General features: G+C 62.2%; 22 protein-coding genes. 9 read left to right on the top strand and 13 right to left on the bottom strand.

The genetic code is table 11. The features are described 5' to 3' along the window. Positions 1-14: 14 nt before the first annotated feature. The 3 genes from ICL81_RS03095 to ICL81_RS03085 all read left to right on the top strand — a co-directional run bounded on the left by ICL81_RS03095 (position 15) and on the right by ICL81_RS03085 (position 3607). Positions 15-224, top strand: coding sequence for a heavy-metal-associated domain-containing protein (locus ICL81_RS03095; protein WP_188033519.1), 210 nt, complete (start codon positions 15-17; stop codon positions 222-224). Between the two features lie 162 nt (positions 225-386). After that, positions 387-2606, top strand: a complete 2220-nt coding sequence (locus ICL81_RS03090; RefSeq protein ID WP_188033809.1) for a cation-translocating P-type ATPase — start codon at positions 387-389, stop codon at positions 2604-2606. Next, complete coding sequence (locus ICL81_RS03085) at positions 2606-3607, top strand: cation diffusion facilitator family transporter (RefSeq protein WP_188033518.1); 1002 nt, start codon at positions 2606-2608, stop codon at positions 3605-3607. The genes ICL81_RS03090 and ICL81_RS03085 overlap by 1 nt, the downstream gene beginning before the upstream one ends. A 199-nt stretch (positions 3608-3806) precedes the next feature. Here the strand turns inward: ICL81_RS03085 and ICL81_RS03080 are convergent, their stop codons facing one another. From ICL81_RS03080 to ICL81_RS03070, 3 genes are read right to left on the bottom strand one after another with little or no spacing between them, the layout of a single operon-like run. After that, the gene (locus ICL81_RS03080; protein ID WP_188033517.1) at positions 3807-5315 is read right to left on the bottom strand and encodes a tripartite tricarboxylate transporter permease; all 1509 of its coding nucleotides are present in this window, start codon (positions 5313-5315) and stop codon (positions 3807-3809) included. 1 nt (position 5316) lies between these two features. Further along, entirely contained in the window at positions 5317-5970 is a 654-nt protein-coding gene (locus ICL81_RS03075) for a tripartite tricarboxylate transporter TctB family protein (RefSeq protein WP_188033516.1), read from the bottom strand. Further along, the gene (locus tag ICL81_RS03070; protein WP_188033515.1) at positions 5967-6989 is read right to left on the bottom strand and encodes a tripartite tricarboxylate transporter substrate binding protein; all 1023 of its coding nucleotides are present in this window, start codon (positions 6987-6989) and stop codon (positions 5967-5969) included. Before ICL81_RS03070 ends, ICL81_RS03075 begins: the two co-directional genes overlap by 4 nt. 188 nt (positions 6990-7177) lie before the next feature. On the opposite strand from ICL81_RS03070, the gene ICL81_RS03065 reads away from it, so the two are divergent. Next, positions 7178-8428: an ATP-binding protein gene (locus tag ICL81_RS03065; protein ID WP_353055401.1), complete on the top strand. Its 1251-nt coding sequence runs from the start codon at positions 7178-7180 to the stop codon at positions 8426-8428. Beyond that, the gene (locus ICL81_RS03060) at positions 8425-9234 is read left to right on the top strand and encodes a response regulator (RefSeq protein ID WP_251381727.1); all 810 of its coding nucleotides are present in this window, start codon (positions 8425-8427) and stop codon (positions 9232-9234) included. Before ICL81_RS03065 ends, ICL81_RS03060 begins: the two co-directional genes overlap by 4 nt. A gap of 139 nt (positions 9235-9373) precedes the next feature. Here ICL81_RS03060 and ICL81_RS03055 read toward each other — a convergent pair whose 3' ends face one another. From ICL81_RS03055 to ICL81_RS03045, 3 genes are all read right to left on the bottom strand, one after another. Then, positions 9374-10750, bottom strand: coding sequence for a dihydrolipoamide acetyltransferase family protein (locus ICL81_RS03055; protein WP_188033514.1), 1377 nt, complete (start codon positions 10748-10750; stop codon positions 9374-9376). A gap of 65 nt (positions 10751-10815) precedes the next feature. Further along, on the bottom strand, positions 10816-11817 hold the full coding sequence (locus ICL81_RS03050) for an alpha-ketoacid dehydrogenase subunit beta (RefSeq protein ID WP_188033513.1): 1002 nt from the start codon (positions 11815-11817) through the stop codon (positions 10816-10818). Beyond that, entirely contained in the window at positions 11817-13010 is a 1194-nt protein-coding gene (locus ICL81_RS03045) for a thiamine pyrophosphate-dependent enzyme (protein ID WP_188033512.1), read from the bottom strand. The genes ICL81_RS03050 and ICL81_RS03045 overlap by 1 nt, the downstream gene beginning before the upstream one ends. Positions 13011-13118: 108 nt before the next feature. Between ICL81_RS03045 and ICL81_RS03040 the strand changes: the two genes are divergently transcribed. From ICL81_RS03040 to ICL81_RS03025, 4 genes are all read left to right on the top strand, one after another. Then, positions 13119-13529 (top strand): phage holin family protein, encoded by a 411-nt coding sequence (locus tag ICL81_RS03040; protein ID WP_188033511.1) that lies wholly within the window; start codon positions 13119-13121, stop codon positions 13527-13529. A 12-nt stretch (positions 13530-13541) separates the two neighbouring features. Further along, the gene (locus ICL81_RS03035) at positions 13542-14054 is read left to right on the top strand and encodes a low molecular weight protein-tyrosine-phosphatase (protein ID WP_353055400.1); all 513 of its coding nucleotides are present in this window, start codon (positions 13542-13544) and stop codon (positions 14052-14054) included. A 126-nt stretch (positions 14055-14180) separates the two neighbouring features. After that, positions 14181-15560 (top strand): adenylosuccinate lyase, encoded by a 1380-nt coding sequence (gene purB, locus ICL81_RS03030; RefSeq protein ID WP_188033510.1) that lies wholly within the window; start codon positions 14181-14183, stop codon positions 15558-15560. A 71-nt stretch (positions 15561-15631) separates the two neighbouring features. Continuing rightward, positions 15632-16474 carry a siderophore-interacting protein gene (locus tag ICL81_RS03025; protein ID WP_188033509.1) on the top strand — a complete coding sequence of 281 codons (843 nt, stop codon included), beginning with the start codon at positions 15632-15634 and terminating at the stop codon, positions 16472-16474. Positions 16475-16736: 262 nt separating this feature from the next. Here ICL81_RS03025 and ICL81_RS03020 read toward each other — a convergent pair whose 3' ends face one another. From ICL81_RS03020 to rpsF, 7 genes are all read right to left on the bottom strand, one after another. Continuing rightward, positions 16737-17024 (bottom strand): ABC transporter ATP-binding protein, encoded by a 288-nt coding sequence (locus ICL81_RS03020; RefSeq protein WP_188033508.1) that lies wholly within the window; start codon positions 17022-17024, stop codon positions 16737-16739. 48 nt (positions 17025-17072) lie between these two features. Next, a complete protein-coding gene (locus ICL81_RS03015) occupies positions 17073-17663 on the bottom strand; it encodes a DUF308 domain-containing protein (protein ID WP_188033507.1) in 591 nt (196 codons plus the stop codon). Positions 17664-17812: 149 nt separating this feature from the next. Further along, positions 17813-19192, bottom strand: a complete 1380-nt coding sequence (gene dnaB, locus ICL81_RS03010; RefSeq protein WP_188024777.1) for a replicative DNA helicase — start codon at positions 19190-19192, stop codon at positions 17813-17815. A 718-nt stretch (positions 19193-19910) separates the two neighbouring features. Beyond that, on the bottom strand, positions 19911-20360 hold the full coding sequence (rplI, locus tag ICL81_RS03005) for a 50S ribosomal protein L9 (protein WP_188033505.1): 450 nt from the start codon (positions 20358-20360) through the stop codon (positions 19911-19913). Positions 20361-20372: 12 nt separating this feature from the next. Beyond that, a complete protein-coding gene (gene rpsR, locus ICL81_RS03000; protein WP_188024779.1) occupies positions 20373-20633 on the bottom strand; it encodes a 30S ribosomal protein S18 in 261 nt (86 codons plus the stop codon). Positions 20634-20685: 52 nt separating this feature from the next. Continuing rightward, the gene (gene ssb / locus ICL81_RS02995; protein WP_188033504.1) at positions 20686-21216 is read right to left on the bottom strand and encodes a single-stranded DNA-binding protein; all 531 of its coding nucleotides are present in this window, start codon (positions 21214-21216) and stop codon (positions 20686-20688) included. Positions 21217-21219: 3 nt separating this feature from the next. Then, complete coding sequence (gene rpsF, locus ICL81_RS02990) at positions 21220-21582, bottom strand: 30S ribosomal protein S6 (RefSeq protein ID WP_188024781.1); 363 nt, start codon at positions 21580-21582, stop codon at positions 21220-21222. Between the last annotated feature and the right edge of the window lie 97 nt (positions 21583-21679).

The raw sequence follows: 21679 nt of genomic DNA, 5'->3' as shown, positions 1-21679 counted from the left end.
TATATTCTGGTCGCATGATTACCACTACGTACAACGTGACCGGCATGACCTGCGGCAATTGCGAGAACCACACCCGTGAGGAAGTTGAGCAGGTAGCTGGCGTGATCGCGCTCGAGGTCAGCGCCAAGACTGGTCTGCTTGAAATCACTTCAGAGCAGCCCCTCGACGATGCAGCAATCATCGCTGCGGTTGACGAGGCCGGCTACACAGCAGTTCGCGCGTAGCCCTCGCCCCTCCAGCTCACGCGGCCGCACGAGCTGGGCGCCGATTCGCGCTCGCGATCCGCGCCCACTGTCGACCGGCACCGCCTGAGCACGCCAGACAGCAAGAAAGGACGCATCGTGGCAACCGCCCAGCCCAACTTCATCCAGCTCGACCTCGGTGGCATGACCTGCTCCTCGTGCGCAAACCGCATTGAGAAGAAGCTCAACAAACTCGACAACGTTCAAGCAACGGTGAACTACGCCCTCGAACGCGCCACGGTGCATGCCCCAGCTGGCATGGATCCCCAGGTGCTCATCGAGACGGTCAAGGCCGCGGGATACTCGGCATCATTGCCGAAGGCACCTGAGGCCAAGATCGACGACGAGCCTGCGGTTGATCCCGAGCTCACTGCCCTGCGCCAACGCCTGATCGGATCGATCTGGCTCTCGGTACCCGTCATCGCAATGGCGATGATTCCTGCGCTCCAGTTCGAATACTGGCAGTGGTTGTCACTCACCCTCGCGGCCCCCGTAGTCGTGTGGGCCGGCTGGCCGTTCCACAAGGCCGCGTGGACGAACCTGCGACACGGTGCCGTCACCATGGACACCCTCGTGTCTGTTGGCACGGGAGCGGCCTTCTTATGGTCGCTCTACGCGTTGTTCTTCGGCCACGCCGGCATGCCAGGCATGACCCACGGCTTCGACTTCTCGTTGCAGCACAGCGACGGCGCGGGCAACATCTATCTTGAGGCCGCGGCCGGCGTCACGATGTTCCTGCTCGCGGGCCGATACTTCGAGAAGAAGTCCAAGCGCCAGGCCGGAGCAGCCCTGCGCGCGCTCCTCGAACTCGGCGCGAAGGAAGTCTCTGTGCTGCGCGACGGCGTTGAGACTCGCATTCCCGTTGAAGACCTGAAGGTTGGCGACCAGTTCGTAGTGCGTCCCGGCGAGAAAATCGCCACCGACGGCCGAATCGTCGATGGACACAGCGCGATCGACGCGTCCATGCTCACCGGTGAATCTATTCCCGTAGAGGCATCTACCGGGACCGTCGTCGCCGGCGGCACCGTCTCCACGAGCGGCCGCATTGTGGTCGAGGCAACCCGCGTTGGCTCGGACACCCAGCTCGCGCAGATGGCCAAGATGGTCGAGGACGCACAGTCGGGCAAGGCCGACGTGCAGCGTCTGGCTGACCGTATCTCTGGCATCTTTGTTCCGATCGTGATCCTCATTGCGCTTGGCACGCTCGTCACCTGGCTACTTCTCGGCTTCAGCGTCGCTGACGCGTTCACCGCCGCGGTCGCCGTCCTCATCATCGCGTGCCCCTGCGCCCTTGGCCTGGCAACTCCCACGGCCCTCCTCGTCGGCACTGGCCGCGGAGCCCAGCTCGGCATCCTCATCAAGGGCCCCGAGATTCTCGAGCAGACCCGTCGCGTCGACACGATCGTCCTCGACAAGACCGGCACCGTCACCACCGGCGAAATGGCGCTCACTGACCTCGTCTCCCTCGATTCGATCCAGGGCGCGGATCACGACCGCGTCACCCTCCTCCGCTACGTCGCCGCTGTGGAGGGCGCTTCAGAGCACCCCATCGCTCGCGCGATTGCCCGCGGTGCGCTTGCCGAGCTCGGAATGTCTGCTGCAGAGCTGCCTTCGGTAAGCGGCTTTGCGAACACCGCTGGCAAGGGTGTGGAAGGCACGATCGAGGGCATCACCGTGCTTATCGGTAAGCATTCCATTTCAGGAATGTCCTCCGAGCTGACAGATCCTGCGCTCGCAGAGCTCGCCCGCCTGGAGTCAGAGGGGAAGACGGCAGCGATCATCTCGTGGGGCGGTATCCCGCGCGGTGTCGCAGCGGTTGCCGACACGGTGAAGCCGACGAGTGCTGAGGCGATCCGCAACTTCCGAAAGCTTGGCCTTGAGCCGGTGCTGCTGACGGGTGACAATCGCTCGGTCGCGGCCCAGGTCGCTCGTGAGGTTGGCATCGATCGCGTCGAAGCCGAGGTACTCCCCGGCGACAAGGTCGCGGTCATCCAGCAGCTGCAGGCAGCCGGCAAGGTTGTCGCTATGGTCGGTGACGGTGTGAACGATGCGCCCGCACTCGCGCAAGCCGACCTTGGTCTCGCAATGGGCACCGGAACCGACGCTGCGATCGAAGCTGCAGACATCACGCTCGTGCGTGGTGACCTTCGCAGCGCGGCTGACGCGATCCGCCTCTCGCGAAGTACACTTCGTACCATCAAGGGCAACCTGTTCTGGGCCTTCGCGTACAACGTTGCCGCGATTCCGCTGGCAGCACTTGGACTTCTGAACCCCATGATTGCTGGCGCCGCGATGGCCTTCTCGAGTGTGTTTGTTGTGGGTAACTCGCTTCGCCTCCGCCGCTTTAAGGAAATGAGCAAGTAATGACCGATCGTGATGACCAGTACTGTGACGCAGCGTTCAGCGCGGGGCATCCTGCCGCCCCCATCCATGGGGACGAGGGAGTCGGGGGTCACGATCACGGTGTGAGCGCCCAGACCGCTACCGGCAAGCACCGCAAGCGGCTCATCATCGTACTGGCCATTACGCTCGTGGTCTTTGTCGCCCAGGTTGTTGGCGCCCTCATCTCGAACTCGCTCGCGCTGCTCGCTGATGCGGGCCATATGCTCACCGACGCGACGGGCGTGCTCATCGCGCTCATTGCGTCGCTGATCGCCGCGCTTCCTGCAACGTCGAAGCGTACGTTTGGATTGCTCCGCGTCGAGATCCTTGCGGCACTCATCAACGGCATCGTGCTCGGTGTGATTGCGGTCGTCATCTTCGTCCAAGCCATCGCCCGCATCGGCGATGCCCCAGAGGTGCACGCCGGCCCGATGCTCATCGCCGCCATTCTTGGCGCGGTTGCCAACCTGGTGAGCCTGCTCGTACTGCAGGCGGGACAAAAGGAAAGCCTCAACGTTCGCGGCGCATACCTTGAAGTGCTCGGCGACCTCCTCGGCTCGATTGCCGTCATCATTGCCGGCCTCGTGATTCTCTTCACCGGCTGGACCCCGATTGACTGGATCGCTTCGATTGCGATCGCCCTCATGATTCTGCCGCGTGCCTACAGCCTGCTCAAGGACGTCGTACGCGTGCTCCTCGAGGCAACTCCCAAGGGTCTCTCCGTCGAAGAGGTACGCGCACACATGGAGGCGGTGCCCGGTGTCGCAATGGTGCACGACGTTCACGCGTGGACCATCACCTCGGGCGTCCCCGCGTTCTCAGCACACGTGACCGTTGAAGACGGGGCCTGGAACGAACGCGGCTACCACGCGGTGCTCGACGAGCTGAAAGCGTGCCTCATCACGCACTTCGATCTTCACCACTCAACGCTGCAACTCGAGCCCGAGTCACACGCGGTGAAGGGTGTTGGGCTGCACAAGTAGTGTTTTCGGCCGCTGGGTGCCCGCGAGGATCCCGCGCTCAACCCCGCGACACAGGCACTTTCATCCCAAAAGGGCCCTTTCATACGCCAGAAACTAGGAGTTTCGGCAGAAAGGGCCCTTTTCGTGTGATCGGCTCCCCGGTGGAGCAGCCAAGGCCACCTAGCACTAGCCAGCTAGCCAACTAGCTAGCCCGCCCGCACTAGCGCACCTTGTTCACCTGGCGGCCGCGCAACCGTGCCACCAGCGCAGATCCCAGCACGACCGCCAGCAGAACGTAGAGCGTCACTGCGATCGGCCCCTGTACGAGCACCGAGAAGTCACCATTGGCGCTCATGGTTGCATCACGCAAACTCGTCTCTGCCAGTGGGCCAAGCACCATGCCGATGATGAGCGGCGCAATCGGGAAGTCCAGGGCCCTCATCATGAAGCCAACAAGCGCGATACCCAGCAGCATGAAGAGGTCAAAGAGTGATCCCGAGGTCGCGTAGATACCAAACGCACAGAACACGGTGATTCCGGCATAGAGGTACGGGCGCGGAATCAGCAGGAGCTTCGCCCACAGCGTTGCAAACGGCAGGTTCAGAATCAGCAGAACAATCATCGCAATGAAGAAGCTCGCGAGCAATGCCCAGACAAGATCTGGTGCGCGCTCGAACAGCAGCGGACCAGGCTGCAAGCCGTACTGACGGAACGCCGCAAGCATGATTGCAGCGGTTGCCGAGATCGGCAGGCCGAGTGCGAGCAGTGCGCCCATTGCCATGCCGGTGGTTGAGTTACCGGCGGCCTCCGGAGCCGCAAGACCCCGGATCGCACCTTTGCCGAACATCGGCGTTGCCCGCTTCGCGTCAAGCTTCTTCTCCAAACCGAACGCGAGGAAGGTCGGGATTTCAGCTCCGCCGGCGGGAATCACACCGAAGGGGAGGCCAATCGCTGTACCTCGTGCCCAAGCGGGAGCCGCTTCCTTCAGCTCAGCCCGGGAAAGCCACGGCCGCCCCTTCGGGCGAATAATCTTGCCTCCCGTGACGTGACGTTCGAGACTAGCCACATAGATGACTTCACCGAGGGCAAGCACCGCAACGGTGACCGTGACAAGCGAGACACCATCGAAGAGGTAGGGGGAGTCCATGGTGAAGCGCGGCGCACCTGAGACTCCATCGATGCCGATGACTGCGATGCCAAGACCGATGAAGAGTGAAGCAAGTCCGCGTACGGCGTTGTCTGTCACAACTGACGAGGTTGCAATGAACGCAAACACCGCAAGTGCGAAGTACTCAGCGGGTCCGAACTTGGTTGAGAATTCTGCGAGTACGGGCGCTAGGAAGACAACAATGATTGAAGCAACGATGCCACCGATGAATGCGCCGATCGCAGCGGTGGCGAGTGCTTGCGCTGCCCGCCCGTTGCGAGCCATCTTGTGCCCCTCAAATGTTGAGGCGATCGCAGAGGCTTGGCCTGGCGTATTCATCAGGATGCCCATGGTGGAGTCACCAAACAGGCCGCCAAAGTAGACGCCTGCGAACATGATGAACGCGGCTGTTGGCTCAAGCGAGAAAGTCACGGGCAGCAGGAGTGCAACGGCCATGGACGAACCAAGGCCAGGCAGCACGCCAACGGCAGTACCGAGGATGCAGCCGAGCAACACCCACACCAGGTTTTGCCAGGTCAGAGCACCCGCAAAACCATCAAGCAGTAGCTGTATTGAATCCATGTCAGAACTCCCAACCCAGAATGCCGGACGGGAGCGACATCCCGAGCGCCATATCGAACGCGATGTATACGACGGAGCTCAGCGTGAGTCCGACAATGAGGCTCGTGAGCGAGCGGGCGGCCCCGAAGCCTCGGGAAACACCCCAGAACAGCAAGCCAGCAGCAATGATCCAGCCGAGGTAGGGGAGCACGAGGGCAAAGACGAGGAACGAGCCCACCACCCAGCTGAGCGACTTCCAGTCAACGCGCACCGTGCGAGGCGCGGCGTGATCCGCGTTTGCATCAGTCTCAAAAGTACCAGCACCAGCACCGCCAACGCCAACGCCTTCAGACGCCGATCCGGCGATAACCGTCTCCTGCACGATCAACGCGGGGGTCTTGCGGTATTCACGAATCGCGCTGATCGTCAGCAGCACCGCGAAGAGCACGAGCCCGGCAGCAATGAGGCCAGGGAAGAACCGGGGGCCAGGGAAGGCAGTGCCCTCTGGCACGCGCATCGTGATCATGCCGACGCCAAGATAGGCAGCAAATGTCAAAAGGAAGAGCGGCATCAGCAGGGGCTTGAGGAGCGCTGTGCGCGATCCGCGCCCACCACCGAGCTCGATCTCCTCGCCGATGACGGCAGACATCGATGTTGGGTTGGGTGAATAGGTCACTGATCCATCTCCTCGTACAGGCGCGCAATGCGCTCGCGTTCGGTGGTCAAGAAGGTCGAAAGTTCATCACCGGTGATGAAGTTCTCGCTCCAGTGGTAACGCTTTACGGCGGTTTGCCACTCCGGGGTCCCAACGGAGTCCTCGATCAACGTTGTCAGCTGGCCGGTCTCTTCAGCGGTGATGCCGCCTGGCGCAGCAAGCATGCGCCAGTTTGCGATTGTCACGTCGAAACCCTGTTCGCGCGCAGTCGGAATATCAATTCCAGGGACAGGCTCTTCTGCAATCAGTGCGAGTGCGCGCAGTCGGCCCGACTCGATCTGGTCGATGTTGTCGGGGTAGCCGCCGGCGGCAGCGTGTGCGGTGCCATTGAGGAGCGCGGCAACAGCTTCACCGCCACCATCCGAAGAAATATATGTTGTGTCGACGGGGTCGATGCCTGCGGCGAGCGCCATTTCGGTGACGACGAGCTGATCGAATGATCCGCCGCCGGTCCAGGGGACAGCTCCCGGGTTCGCGCGCCACGCTTGCACGAGATCGTCGAGGGTCTTGTGGGGCGAGTCTGCTGGAACGACGATGACGTCGTACTCATCGAACAGCACGGCGAGCGGCGTCACATCATCGAGAGTTGTGGCCGAGTTGTACTGGATGGTTGCTGCGAGCAGGCCTGTGCCGCCGACAAGCATGGTGTTGGCGCGGCCTTCAAGTCGCGTCATGTTGCCGAGGGCGATCGTGCCACCGGCGCCAGGCATGTTCACGACCTGCACGTTGGCGGTGAGGCCGTTCGCGCGCTGCGCCTGCTGCATCTCGCGTGCGACGGTATCCCAGCCGCCACCAGCCGCCGCTGGCGCCACGATGGTGAGCGAGGAAGCGATGTCCTGGCCAGCAGAGGCCGAGGTGATCGACCCGAATGCCGCGACACCGATGGCGGCGCAGGCAATGAGGCTGCCAACGATCCGCACGATGGGTCGCGACCGTTTCACTTGTTTGCGCTGTGAAGGCGCGTTATACGACTCTGTCATTTGCGTTCACTCCTTTGTGACGGCGCTGACATGCACCAAGGTAATCAACACACCATGGCAGGGAAGAGCCTCTGAAGAACCCCTGGAGCGAATTGACCTCATTAATTCACACGACAAGTTTTTTGCACCACCGCCATTCCCGCCACTACCAGGTTTAAGCTTGGGCGTTACCAAAGGAGGTATCACCGGTGACAGCTCAACGCGCGACCAGGAGCATCAGGCTGCTGATGCTGTTCGCCCCGACGCTGCTCGTTGTTGCCGCCGTGATCTTAACGACGAGCATCGCCCTCACGGTGCAGGAGCGCGGGGTACGCGACGCCACCAGCAAGCGCGTGTTGAGCGTCGCTTCAAGCCTTGCTGAGCTCACGCAGGTGAGATCCGCCCTCATGCTCGTGCACGATGATCCTTCGGTCGCTGCCGAAGAACTGCAACCGCTCGCCGATGTCATCGAGCGCGCTGCAGGTGTCGACTACGTTGTCATCTCGGATGAATTCGGGATTCGCATCACCCACCCCACGCCAAGCGAGCGCGGTCGCCATGTCTCCACAGACAACTCATCCGTACTTGCAGGCGAAACGTTCATCGGAACAGAGACGGGAACCATCGGTCGCACGCTTCGGGCAAAGGTTCCCGTGCGTGATGACGAGGGTGAGATCATCGGCGCGCTGTCCGTTGGCATTCTCGAGAGCAGAATTGCGGCCGACATCGAAGATGCGCTTAGTCAGTTTCTCCCGTGGACCCTTGGTGCCCTCATCGTCGGTACGCTCACAAGTTCGCTGGTGGCCGCACTTCTCGAACGTCGGTTCAGGCTTCTCGACACCGCAGCGATGGAACACGAAGGGCTTCGCCGCACCTCGGCAGCGCTCCAAGAGCAGTCACACGAATTCGTCACACGGTTGCATGTCGTACACGGGCTTGTGTCGCACGGAGACATCGATGACGCGCTCAAATATATTGAGGGCATCACCCCCGTCACCTCGAATGTTCACGGTGTGGAGCTCGAACACCAGCCCCTCCTGCGGGCAACTCTCGACGCGCTCACCGCTGAGCTCGGAGCGAACGGTACGCGCCTCGAAACAAACATCTCCGTCACGAGCGTGGTGGATGAAGAGGTCAGCCTTGTCCTGACGAACCTTTGCCGAAACTCTGGCGAGGCAGGCGCGTCTGTAGTGGATTGCACTCTCATAGAGCGCGACGGCTTCTTCTACGGCGAGATTTTGGACGACGGTGATGGAATCCCCGCGGCACAGCTGGAGCGAGTATTCACACGCGGATTCTCCACAAAGTCCCTGCCGCCCGACAGCCCGTTTGACAGCATGGAACGAGGCATTGGCCTAGACCTGGTACGGCGCACCGTCACCGACCGTGGCGGCAACATCGAGGTCGGACATGCGTCTTCGGGCGGGGCCCGGTTCCGATTTGAGATGGAGGTGCGATGACTGACGCTCCGATGCACCGCGGTGAGTTTCCCAAGGTACGGGTACTCATCGTCGATGATGACGCTGGCGCACGGATGCTGCACAGTAGATTCGTGGCGAGCACGCCCGGATTTTCTCTTGCTGCCGCTGTTGGCACGGGTCAAGACGCAGTTTCGCGGATCCTTCGCAAAGACATCGACCTGGTCCTCCTAGACATGCGCCTGCCCGACATCAGTGGCGTCGAGGTACTCAATCGCGTGCGCATGATGGGGCCGGCATCCCCTGACGTGCTGGTGATCAGCGCCTCGCAGGATCGCGTGACGGTGCGCCAAGCGCTTGCTGGCCAGGTCATCGGCTACCTGGTGAAGCCGTTCACCGAAGCCGCACTCGCGAGCAGACTCCATGCGTATCTTGACGGGCTCAATCAAGGTCCGACTCGGCCGGCAGACGTGCGTGAACTGCCGCTTGCGCAGGGCGAAATCGATCAGCTGCTCTCGACTGGGAGCATTCAGACTCTCACCCCGACACAGTTGGAGGCGCTCAGCGTAGGTGCTCCCACCAGCAGCGATGCTGCGGCGCCCGCCGTGCCACACCGGCTCCCCAAAGGCATTTCACCAGTGACTCTTGCAGAGGTCATCGCCGCATTGGACCCGGTGATGCCGCGCACCACGGCGAGCCTCTCTGCCGCGTGTGAGATCTCTCCTGCGACGGCCAGAAGATACCTGGACTATCTCGTTGAACGCGGCACGATCGACCTGTCGCACCGCTACGGTAAACGCGGGCGGCCAGAGGTGCTCTATCGCCTCGTGCCCGCACCAGGCGCCTAAGCGTCTCGGCGGGCGCTCAACCCCTCGAAACAGGCACTTTCACGCGAAAAGGGCCCTTTCAAGCGCCAGAAACTACCAGTTTCGGGAGAAAGGGCCCTTTTCGCATGCTTGGCGCGGGCGCGGGGCCGCGCGCCAAGCGCTAGTCAAGCAGCAGCGCAGGCTCCTCAAGCACCGAAGCCACGTCTGCAACGAAGCGCGAGATCACGTCACCGTCGACGACGCGGTGGTCGAAGGATCCGCCCACCATCGTCACCATGCGGGGGCGCACCTCGCCGTCAACCACCCACGGCTTCTCGCGGATGGTACCCATCGCCATGATCGCAACCTCGCCCGGGTTCAGAATCGGCGTACCGAAGTCCATCCCGAAGACACCGATGTTGGTGATCGTGATGGTGCCGTTCTGCATCTCAGCGGGCTTCGTACGGCCATCGCGCGCGGTGATCGTCAGCTGTTCGATCGCCTGAGCGAGTTCGATGAGGCTGAGCTCCTGCGCGTCCTTGATGTTGGGCACGATGAGTCCGCGCGGCGTCGCGGCCGCGATGCCAAGGTTCACGTAGTACCGACGAATAATCTCGGTCTCGGTGAAGGTCGAGTTAATCTCGGGATTGCGGCGGATCGCCCACAGCATCGCCTTCGCAAAGATCAACAGGGGCGACACCTTCACACCAGCGAAGTCGGTCGACGTCTTCAGACGCTTCACAAATTCCATGGTGCGGGTCGCGTCAACCTCGGTGAAGACGCTCACGTGGGGCGCCTCGTTCGAGCTGAGGGTCATCGCGTTCGCGATGTGCTTGCGCATGCCCTTGAGCGGGATGCGCTCCTCGCGCTGCGGCGACACCTCAGGGGTAGACAGGTTGCGGAAGACGCTCGCCTGCGACGCGTGACGGACAACGTCATCGCGCAGAATCTCGCCAGCGATGCCCGAGCCCTCGACCTGGGTGAGGTCAACGCCGAGATCCTTCGCGAGCTTGCGGATCGGCGGCTTCGCGATGACCGGCATCGCCTCGGCGACGGGAATCGGCGGGGGAGTGAGCAGGGGCTCACCGCCACTGCGACGACGCGAACGCACGGTGCCGGCGTTGCCGTAGCCGACGAGGACGGATCCGCCCTCTTCTTCGGCCGCGGGAGCATCGGCAGTGGGCGCATCGGCATTGGGCGCAGCACCAGCAGCAGCCCCGGCGCCAACCTCGCACGCAGCATCATCAGCACCGTCAGCGCACTTCTCGACGGGAGCATCGACCGAGTTAGCACCAGCGGCAGCCTCATCAGCCCCGCCAGCAACGCGCACGCGCAGAATCGGCGCGCCAACGGGCACGGTCTCACCGACCGCAGCAAGCACCTCGGTCACGACGCCGCTGAAGGGCGACGGCAGCTCGACCAGCGACTTCGCTGTCTCGATCTCGCAGATGACCTGGTTGAGCTCGACAGTGTCGCCCGGCGCTACGAGCCAGTTGACGATGTCAGCCTCGGTCAAACCCTCGCCAACGTCGGGGAGGGGGAAAGTCATTTCACTCATGAGGACTCCTCAAGCCTGATGTTCAGTCTCAGTATGTCGCACGATCCGCGTGGAGCGGGCCGGGCTTAGTAGTGCATGGTGCGGTCGACGGCCTCGAGGACCCGATCCGCATCAGGAAGGAACAGTCCCTCAAGACGAGCCGCAGGGTACGGCGTATCGAAGCCAGCGACCCGGAGCACTGGAGCCTGCAGCGAATAGAACGCGTGCTCAGCAACGTACGCCGCGATCTCGCTGCCAACGCTCGCGTTGCCCGAGGCCTCTTGCGCGACGACGAGGCGTCCCGTCTTGCGCACGGATTCGAGCAGCGGCTCGTAGTCGATGGGGGAGATGCTGCGCAGATCGACCACCTCGAGGCTGGTGCCCTCGGTCGCCGCGACCTCTGCTGCCTGGAGCAGGGTCGTGACCATTGCGCCGTAGCCAACGACGGTGCAATCGGTGCCGGTGCGCGCGACGCGGGCGGTGTGCAGGTCGGTGGTGGGCTGGTCGAAGTCGACCTCACCCTTCATCCAGTACTTCGCCTTCGGTTCGAAGAAGAGCACGGGATCTGGCGACTCAATCGCCTGCTGAATCATCCAGTACGCATCATTCGGTGTCGAGGGCGCGACCACGCGCAGACCCGGAGTGTGCGCGAAATACGCCTCGGGGCTCTCGGAATGATGCTCGATCGCACCAATGTGTCCGCCGTATGGGACGCGGATCACGATCGGCATCGACACCTTGCCGTCATGCCGATTGGTGAACTTTGCGAGCTGCGACACAATCTGGTTGAACGCGGGGAAGATGAAACCGTCGAACTGGATCTCAATGACCGGGCGGTAGCCGTGCATCGCAAGACCAATCGCGTTGCCGACAATGCCGGCCTCTGCGAGCGGGGTATCGAGCACGCGCGCCGAGCCAAACTCAGCGTGCAGCTTGTCGGTGATGCGGAACACGCCACCGAGCGGGCCAATGTCTTCGCCCATCATGAGGACGCGGTCATCGTTCTTCATTGCCGCGCGCAGACCCTCATTGATCGCACGGGCCATGGGCAGGGTCTGACGACCCGCGGTAATCTCTGCGTCGCTCATTAGGCGCCTTCCTCAAACGATGCTTCGTAGCGCTCGAGCCATGCGCGCTGTTCTTCAATGCGCGGATGCTCAGCCGAGTACACGTTGGCAAACATGGAGTCAGCCTCGGGGGCCGGAGCCGTGAGAATCTGGTCGCGGATACGCTTCGCTTCGCGATCCGCCACCTCTGCGACCTGGGTGAAGAACTCGTCCTCGACGCCCTTCGAACGCAGGAAGATCTCCATGCGCTCGATGGGATCGCGGTCGCGCCACGACTCGAGCTCTTCGTTTTCGCGGTAGCGCGTGGGATCGTCACTCGTCGTGTGTGCGCCGATGCGGTAGGTGAGGGCCTCGATGTAGCTCGGTCCGCCACCCTCACGCGCGAGGCGCATGAACCGGCGACCCACTGCAAACGCAGCGAGCGGATCATTGCCATCAATCTGCACCGCACGAATGCCAAAACCAAGCGCGCGACGGTACAGGGGAGTGCGCGACTGGCGCGTCACTGGCACCGAGATCGCCCACTGGTTGTTCTGCACGACGAAGACCTGCGGCGTCTGGTAGCTCGCAGCGAATACGAGCGCCTCGTTCGCGTCACCCTGGCTCGAGGTGCCATCGCCGTAGAAGACCATGGCTGCCTCGCCGGTCGGCTCTGCGGCCTCACCCGGGTCGAGCGTCATGGGCGCGGATCCGCCTGCGGCGAGCGCGTCACGCTTGGCGTTGAGTACCTGGCCGAGGGCGTATCCGGTCGCGTGCGGTGCCTGGGCACCGAGCACGAGCGTATAGAGGTGGAAGTTGCCGTTCGCGGGGTCGGTGACGTCCCAGCCGCCGTGCGAGAAACCGCGGAAGAGGAGCGCGAGCTCTGCGAGGTCTACGCCGCGGATACGAGCGATGGCGTGCTCGCGGTACGCGGGGAAGATGTGATCCTTGGGTTCTGCCGCGTGCGCGAGCCCAACCTGGCAGCCTTCCTGACCGACGCTCGGTACCCAGAGGGCGAGCTGGCCCTGGCGCTGCAGGTGCGTGCACTCCGTGTCGAACGCACGGGTCGCGACCATGTCGCTGTACCACTCTGTAAAGTCGTCAAGCGTTGCTGCCTCGAGTTCTTCTGCGTACTCGACCGCGGTGTCTGAGGGGGCGTAGTTGCCTGCTTCGTCGAGGAATCGGATGGGTTCCGGATCGCTCATGTCGAAGCCAAGAGTGAGGTGTTGGCTCATAGCTCCCGAGTCTACTTAGCGTCCGTTCTCAGATCGTTATATGGGCGCGTCGTTTGCTGAGAGTTTGTCAGTGGTCGGTTATCAGCGGTCGGTGCGAGGATGGGTCGTATGCGCATGATTCTTCGTATTGCCGTCAGCTCGTTCGCCTTGTGGCTCACGACCCTCATTGTGGGTGGCAGCGGTGACCACGGATTCTGGGTGCGCGCCTACGAGCCAACCGAACAGGCACACGTGGTGACCCTCGTGCTGGTTGCGCTCGCATTTGGTCTGGTGAACGCGACGCTTGGCAAGGTTGTTCGCTTTGTGTCGATCCCGCTGTACATCATCACGCTCGGCCTGTTCGCGTTCATCGTGAACGGCATCATGGTCTCGGTGGTCGTCTGGCTCTCCAGCCTCGCCGGGTTCGGCCTCGAAGTCGATGGTTTCTGGTGGGGCGTGCTTGGGGCGTTCGTCATGTCGCTGCTTGCGAGCCTGATGAACTCGATCCTTGGCACGAAGAAGCGTAAGAACCGTAAGTAAGAGGAGTCTCCTGTGTCTGTACCTGTTTCAGCTTCGGCTTCTGCTGCAACTGCATCGGCCGCTTCGCCGTTCCACATCAGCTTCGTCTGCACCGGCAACATCTGCCGCTCGCCCATGGGCGAGGTGATCTTCCGCGAGCTCGCTGAGCAGGCTGGCGTTGCTGACCGCTTCGTCATCACCTCGCGCGGCACGCACAATTACCACGTGGGCAATGGCGCTGATCCGCGCACTGTCGCAGCGCTCGCCGAGACCGGGTACAACGGTAGCGCCCACCGTGCGGCCCAGTTGTCTGACGCTGACATCGCGTCGCACGACCTCCTCATTGCGCTCGATCGGGGCCATGAGGAGATCATGCTGGGGCGCGGTGCATCGCGGGTCGAGCTGTTGACGGCGTACGACCCTGAGTCACCGGCGGATCCCGACGTGTTCGACCCCTACTACTCAGACGCGGCTGCCTTCGACGACGTCCGAGACCAGGTAGAACGCAGCTGCCGAGCGCTGCTCACAGCCCTGACCTCGTCGTAGCTTTGGGTGCTTCCTGTGGGTAAGCGGGCCTCCGGCTGACGCCCCCGTGCGAACGTGAAAGAATAGAAGAACGATTTCGGTTCTCCCAGTCGGGTGAACCCCACGTCACGATCGCACGGAGATGCAATGACCAATCTTCCCCCGCAGCCCATCAGCCCCCTCGACGGCCGCTACCGCGCAGCCGTTACCGAGCTTGGTAACACTCTCTCGGAGGCGGGCCTGAACAAGGCACGCGTGCACGTTGAGGTTGAGTGGCTCGCCTACCTCACCTCGAACTCGCTCCTCGGCGGCAGCCCGATCGCTGACGACCAGCTCGCATCGCTTCGCGAGTGGGCTGCGAACTTCGGCCAGACCGAGATCGACAAGCTTGCTGGCATCGAGGCAGTCACGCACCACGACGTGAAGGCGGTTGAGTACCTCATCCGCGAGCGCCTCGAGGCGCAGGGCCTCGCAGCATTCGCTGAGCTCACCCACGTGTGCTGCACCAGCGAAGACATCAACAACCTGTCGTACGCACTCACCGTCAAGCACGCTGTTGCTGACGCATGGCGTCCGAAGTTCGTCGCGGTCATCGACGAGCTCGCTCGCCAGGCTGAGCTGTACCGCGAGCTCCCCATGATGAGCCGCACCCACGGTCAGCCAGCTACGCCGACCACCCTCGGTAAGGAGATCGCGGTCTTCGTATACCGCCTCCGTCGCCAGCTCGAGCAGATCGACCGCATCGAGTACCTCGGCAAGTTCTCGGGCGCGACCGGCACCTTCGCTGCGCACCTCGCAGCAGACCCCGCAGCTGACTGGGAGAAGATCTCGCGCGAGTTCGTCGAAGGTCTCGGCCTCGACTGGAACCCGCTCACCACGCAGATCGAGTCGCACGACTGGCAGGCAGAGCTCTACACCCGTATGGCTCACGCAAACCGCATCCTGCACAACCTCGCGACCGACATCTGGAGCTACATCTCGATCGGTTACTTCCGCCAGACCCCCGTTGCTGGCGCAACCGGTTCGTCGACCATGCCACACAAGGTCAACCCGATCCGTTTCGAGAACGCAGAGGCAAACCTCGAGCTCTCGAATGCACTGCTCGACTCGCTCGCAGCAACCCTCGTGACCAGCCGCTGGCAGCGCGACCTCACCGATTCGTCGGCACAGCGCAACATTGGTGTCGCATTCGGCCACTCGGTGCTCGCACTCGACAACATCCTCAAGGGCCTCGGCCAGATCGACGCAGCGCCTGAGGCGCTCGCGTACGATCTCGATCACAACTGGGAGGTCCTCGGCGAGGCGATCCAGACCGTGATCCGCGCAGAGGTGACCGCTGGCCGTTCCTCGATCAAAGACCCGTACGCAGCGCTCAAGGAGCTCACCCGCGGCCGCCGCATCGGCCAGGCAGAGCTCGTTGAGTTCGTTGAGGCTCTCGAGATCGGTGACGACGCGAAGCAGCGCCTCCTGAAGCTCACCCCCGCTACCTACATCGGCAGCGCTACCGAGCTCCTCAAGTACCTCTAGGGGTTACTGCTCAGGTCTTCCTGATTCGCAGCTGATTGCTGAGACGGGGTGATTCAGGCCATGCTGAATGCATGACTGCATCACCCCGTTTCGCATTTTCCACCACTCGGCACCGATTTACCGCACGAGAGGTACGGGTGATCGCGGTCTATCGCCCCGTACCCACCATTGCACGCCTCACCTTCACCGGCGATGACCTCGCAGACTTCACCGCGACCGGCCCCGGCGATCACGTGAAGGCATTCTTCCCGCACCCCGTCACCGGTGAGCTGCTGGCACCCAAGGCTGTTGGCCCCGGCGAAGATGGCATCATTCGTCCCGACGGGCAGACATTCCCGCGCGACTTCACACCCCTGAATGTCCGTGAGACGGCCGATGGCGTCTGCTTCGACCTCGACTTCGTTCTTCACGAGAACCCCGGTCCTGCGTCCGCCTGGGCCGAGAAGGCGGTCATTGGCGACACCATCGTCGTCGCTGGCCCGCGTGGCTCGCGTGGCATCCCCGAGGGCATCGACAGCCTCGTCTGCATCGTCGACCCGACCGCGCTACCCGCCGTCACCCGCTGGATCTCAGGTCTACCGCACGTCTCAGATATTGAGGTCGTCGCTGACGTCGACCCGGCGAGCATCGAGTGGGTCGAAGAGTACCTGCGTATCTCGACGGGCCGAGACATCCTCGTGCGCGAGCCCCTCGGCGGACTCGCGCAGGCCATGCTCGACAGCGAAGTCGGCGCGGGTACGTACGTATTTGTCGCCGGCGAGGCAACGAGCCTGATTCCGGTGCGCCGCGCTATCCGCGACGAGATCGGGCTGCCCCGCGAGCAGTACACCGTGAGCGGCTACTGGCGCCGCGGCGAGGCCAACTTCGATCACCACGGCCCGCTCGACCCGAGCGAGCCCGAAGCAGGGGAGTAAGGGAACAGGCGGGGCAGCCCGGCGTGCGCGGCTAAGTTGCCCCGCCGCCCTGGCACCCCGCCGCCCTGGCACCCCGCTGCCCGCCGTACCCCGCCGCCCGCCTTACCCCTTCGAAACAGGCCGTTTCTCTCGAAAGGCACCCTTTCATGCGTATGAAGAGCCTCATCTCGAGAGAAACGGCCTGTTTCGAGGGGTTGAGCTTTGCCGGGCCCCAGAAACGCAAAAAGCCCCGGGCGCACCCGGGGCTTTTTCCAACTCGCGCTTAGTGCGCGTCGTCCGTGTTCGGCTTCTGCAGCACCTGACGTGCTTCTTCGTCTTCCTGGCTGCGCTTGCCACCGAGTCCGAGCAGGGCAACGCCCATTACCGAGACGATGAACGCAACGAGCATGAAGATCAGTGCGAGGCGAATGTCACGCGTCGTGAAGACCACGACAAGACCCGCAAAGATTGCGAGCACACCCGAGAATACGAGCAGCTCCACGGGGCGCATGCGGTCCTTACGCAGGGGCTCGTGCGACTGAGACTGCTTGGGATCATTCGACTTCGTCATGACTGCTTTCTTCGTTTTTGATATCGAGGGGGAGTACTGCGTGAGCAGTTACTCAGACTTCTGCGAGTCGGCCGAGCCGTTTCGCTTCGAGTCAAAAGCTGCGATGCCGAGGAATACGCCGGCAATGATGGTGTACGCGCCGAAGAAGCCAAGCACGGCCACGGCGTCGTTGCGTGCCAACAGCACGAAAATTGCGAGGAGCAGACCAGCTGCGCCGATAATCGCTGGATCCTGGCGCGTGCCGGGCTGGGTGACCATCGCGACGAACTCAAGGAGTCCGCTGATGAGCGCCCACACTGCAACGATGATCGCGTAGCCAACGGCCTCACCAGTCATGGGGAGTACGACGGTGGCAATGAGAGCAGCGAGGCCGAGCAACAGCGGAATGACCGAGCGAGCCTCGTCTTTTCGCGCAAACCATTCGACGAGGTGCATGACACCGATGGCGGCAAGTGCACCAGCGGTGACGAGGAAATCAAAGTTGAAATCTGAGTGCATCGTGGCCGAGAAGGTCACGACCATACCGACCACGAACAGCACGACCGCTCGCGCGATGCGCACTCCTCGCGGAGCGAGTCGAGAGACGACTTCCTGCGCCGAACCCGTAGCTACGGCTTGGCCCTGTGCAGACACGCTCATATCGACCCCTTTCATTGGCCCCTCGCGATTGTACTCGGTCTGCCTGGACACTTGCAGTCAGCTGAGTGTTGCGCCCGACGGCGCAGTGCAGGGCGCGGATCATTCGGGTGCGTTGCACGCTGTCCCGATCCGCCCCCCATACGCCCGAATTACATGCCCTGCGGCATGTCTGCAAAGCGGGAGTAATGGCCCTGGAAGGCCACGGTCACCGTACCGGTGGGGCCGTTACGCTGCTTCGCAAGGATAAAGTCCGCCTCGCCAGCGCGCGGGTGATCACGATCACCAACGGCCTCGCGGTGGAGCAGGATGACCATATCGGCGTCCTGCTCAAGCGAGCCCGACTCACGAAGGTCGCTGATCGCAGGCATCTTGTCGGCACGCTGCTCGGAGGCACGGTTCAGCTGAGATAGTGCGATGACGGGAACGTCGAGCTCCTTCGAGAGCAGCTTGAGCGCACGCGAGAATTCCGAGACCTCCTGCTGACGGCTCTCGCTCTTCTTTCCGCTCGAAAGCAGCTGCAGGTAGTCGATGACAACCATTTTGAGGCCGTGCTGCTGCTTGAGTCGACGGCACTTTGCGCGAATCTCCACCAGTGTCATGTTCGCGCTGTCATCAATGAACAACGGCGCCTCGGCGATGCGCGCCTGGGTCGCTGCAAGCTTTTGGAAGTCGCGGTTATCGAGCGAACCCTTACGCAGGGTCTGCATCGGGATCGTTGCCTCTGCCGCGAGCAAGCGCATAGCGATCTCTGCGCGACCCATCTCGAGTGAGAAGAAGACCGTGCAGGCGTTGGCGTGCACCGAGGCGTTGCGGGCGACGTCGAGCGCAAGCGTCGACTTACCCATTGCGGGTCGCGCGGCGATGATGATCATCTGGCCACCGGCAAAGCCGTTGGTCATGCCATCGAGCTCAGCGAAGCCCGTCGGGACGCCGAGCATACCGTCAGGCATGCTGTTTGCCTTGTTGATCTCTTCAAGCGCGGCGTCGACCGCGAGCGAGAGGGGAACGTAGTCCTCGCCCTGTGCCTCACCGGTCACACCGTAAATCTCTGACTGAGCCACGTTGACGAGATCGATTGCTTCGCCCTCGCCGGCGTAGCCCATTTGCACGATGCGCGTTCCGGCGTCGACCAGGCGGCGGAGCAGGGCTTTTTCGCCCACGATCTCGGCGTAGAAGCTCGCGTTTGCAGCCGTTGGCACAATCGCGGTGAGTTGGTGCAGGTACTCCGCACCGCCCGCGCGCTGCAGATCGCCTGACTTGGTGAGCGCGTCGGTCACGGTAATGACGTCTGTCGGCTCGCCGCGTGAGTACAGCGACAGCACTGCCTCATAAATGACCTCATGCTTGGGCACATAGAAGTCATTGCCGCGCACAACGCTCGTCACATCGGCAACGGCGTCCTTTGAGAGGAGCATGCCACCGAGCGCACTCTGCTCAGCGAGCAGGTCATATGGAGGCGTGCGCTCAAAATCACCGGCGCTCCGCGGCTCCTCAGACGGGGCTGAAATACCCAGGTGTGCGATAGACACTCGTTCGCTCCTTGCAAGACCTCATGGGGACGGGCGATGGGCGCGGATCAGCGCCCCCGAAACGTCCAAAATTGCGGAATTACCCAACAATACCTACCCCTCAAGTCTACCTGTGGATAACTGTGTGAATAATCCACCGCGTTTTCACACAAGTTGTCCACATTTCTGGGGATAACTTGTGGATGGATATTGAATAAGTATTTTAAAGTACGTCCTGAACTGGACTTGTCAGTTTCCACAATGACAAACTTATTCAACATTCAGCCAAGACTTGAAGGATTCAACCTCGCGAAAAGTTGTGGACAAAAGCATCGAAATCGTATACCCACGCAGCACACATTGAAGAAACTGCCAGCAAACCGCTTTTAGACAGCAGAAAAGTAGTGTTTACATAGAATTCACACTATTTAGCGCACGAGGCCTTGCCAGGCGCTCCTTCATATGTGCCGTTTCGGGGCGCCCAAGTTGCAGATCCTTCGCGCCAAAGAGGGTATCGCCGTATCCCTTGCGCACGTTTTGCAAGACCACCATCCCATTGAAACGAAGTGTTTCTAACACAGGAGGCACTTACTTACGCCGAAAGACAGACCCTCGCAGGAAAGGTCCCGTCTCGCGAAGTCGACTGGCAGAACTCCACGCCAACGCCGGCACAGAGGCCAACGCAAACGCAAAAGACCCCCGCTCACCGAAGTGGGCGGGGGTCTTTTAGAAACCGAGATTAGCGCTGAGCGATAACCTGAACGGTGACCTTAGCGTCGACACCCTCGTGGAGGTGGATCGTTGCCTTGTACTCACCGGTGGTCTTGATCGCCGGAACGGTGATCTTACGCTTGTCGACCTCGCCGAGGCCCTGCTCAGCAACAGCTGCAGCCACCGAAGCGGGCTTCACTGCGCCGAAGAGACGGCCCTCTGCACCAGCCTTAGCGATGAGACGGATCTTGCCTGCCTCGAGCTTTGCCTTGAGTGCCTGAGCGTCCTCGACCGATGCGAGTGCACGTGCCTCGCGAGCTGCACGGAGCTGCTCAACCTGAGCCTCGCCACCGCGAGTCCAGTGAACGCCGTAGCCCTGAGGTACGAGGTAGTTGCGTGCGTAGCCGGTCTTAACCTCTACTACGTCGCCTGCGGAACCGAGGCCCTGGACCTCGTTCGTGAGAATTACCTTCGCCATGATGTGTTCTCCTTAGCGGCCCGAGCCGGCGTAGGGGAGGAGTGCCATCTCGCGGGCGTTCTTAACTGCCTTTGCGATGAGACGCTGCTCCTGGACGGAAACACCGGTGATACGGCGTGCGCGGATCTTGCCACGCTCAGAAACGAACTTGCGAAGCGTTGCGACGTCCTTGTAATCAATGACGCCGACGGTCTGCTTCTTCGCGGGTGCGACGGGCTTTGCGTTCTTGCCGCGACCCGGCTTGCGGCCTGCGCCGCTTGACTTACCTGCCATGATGGTCTCTTTTCGTACTGCGCCTCAGACCGAAGTCTGGGACAAAACTGTTTTAGAAGGGCTGCTCGTCGTCGAATCCGCCACCGAAGTCGGCGGGAGACGAGTTGCCCTGCTGGCCCGAGTTGGTCCAGGGGTTGTCCTGCGGAGCAGCAGCAGGCTTATTCCAGCCGCTCTGTCCTGCAGGCTGACCGCCACCGAAACCGCCAACCTGGCCGCGGGACTGCCCACGGCTCACCTGTGCGGTTGCGAAGCGGAGCGACGGACCTACTTCTTCGACATCAAGGTCGAGAGAGGTGCGCTGCTGGCCCTGGTTATCGGTGTAGCTGCGCTGCGTCAGCCGGCCCTGAACAATCACGCGCATGCCCTTAGTGAGCGATGCGGCGATGTTATCGGCATATTCGCCGAAGGCACGGCAGCCGAGCCAAAGCGGCTCGCCGTCCGACCAATCACCCGACTGGCGGTCACGCACGCGCGGAGTCGAGGCGATACGGAAGGTAACCCAAGACTTACCGGCCTGGCTTACGCGAGGCTCGGGATCGGCAACAAGGTTACCGACAACTGTGATCAGCGGCTCGCCGGCCATGAGCTACGCGCCCTGCTTCGCAGCAGCGCGTGCAGCCTTAGCTGCGTCGCGCTTTGCCTGTGCTGCACGCTGAGCCATGAGCTCGTCTGCGCGGAGCACCTTGGTGCGGAGGACTGCCTCGGAGAGACCAAGCTGACGATCGAGCTCGTCGGTAGCCTCAGGCGTAGCGGTGAAGTTCACAACTACGTAGATGCCTTCGGTGTGCTTCTGGATTTCGTATGCGAAACGGCGCTTGCCCCAGATGTCAACGTTCTCAACCGAGCCACCCGCATTGCGGATGACGCCGAGGAACTTGTCCATGCTGGGGGCCACGGTGCGCTCGTCGATACCGGGATCGAGGATCACCATGAGTTCGTACGGATGCATTACTGACCCACCTCCTTCGGACTTCACGGCCACAGGATTTCTGTGACAGGAGGGTGTTTGTGCATTGTGTCGTGCACTCCGAAGGATACGGGTGCAC

It is taken from the genome of Leucobacter sp. cx-328 (genome assembly GCF_014530035.1).
In the GTDB taxonomy this organism is placed as follows: Bacteria; Actinomycetota; Actinomycetes; order Actinomycetales; family Microbacteriaceae; genus Leucobacter.
The sequence above is the reverse complement of the archived record's forward strand: the minus strand, read 5'-3'. Positions and strand labels throughout refer to the sequence as shown.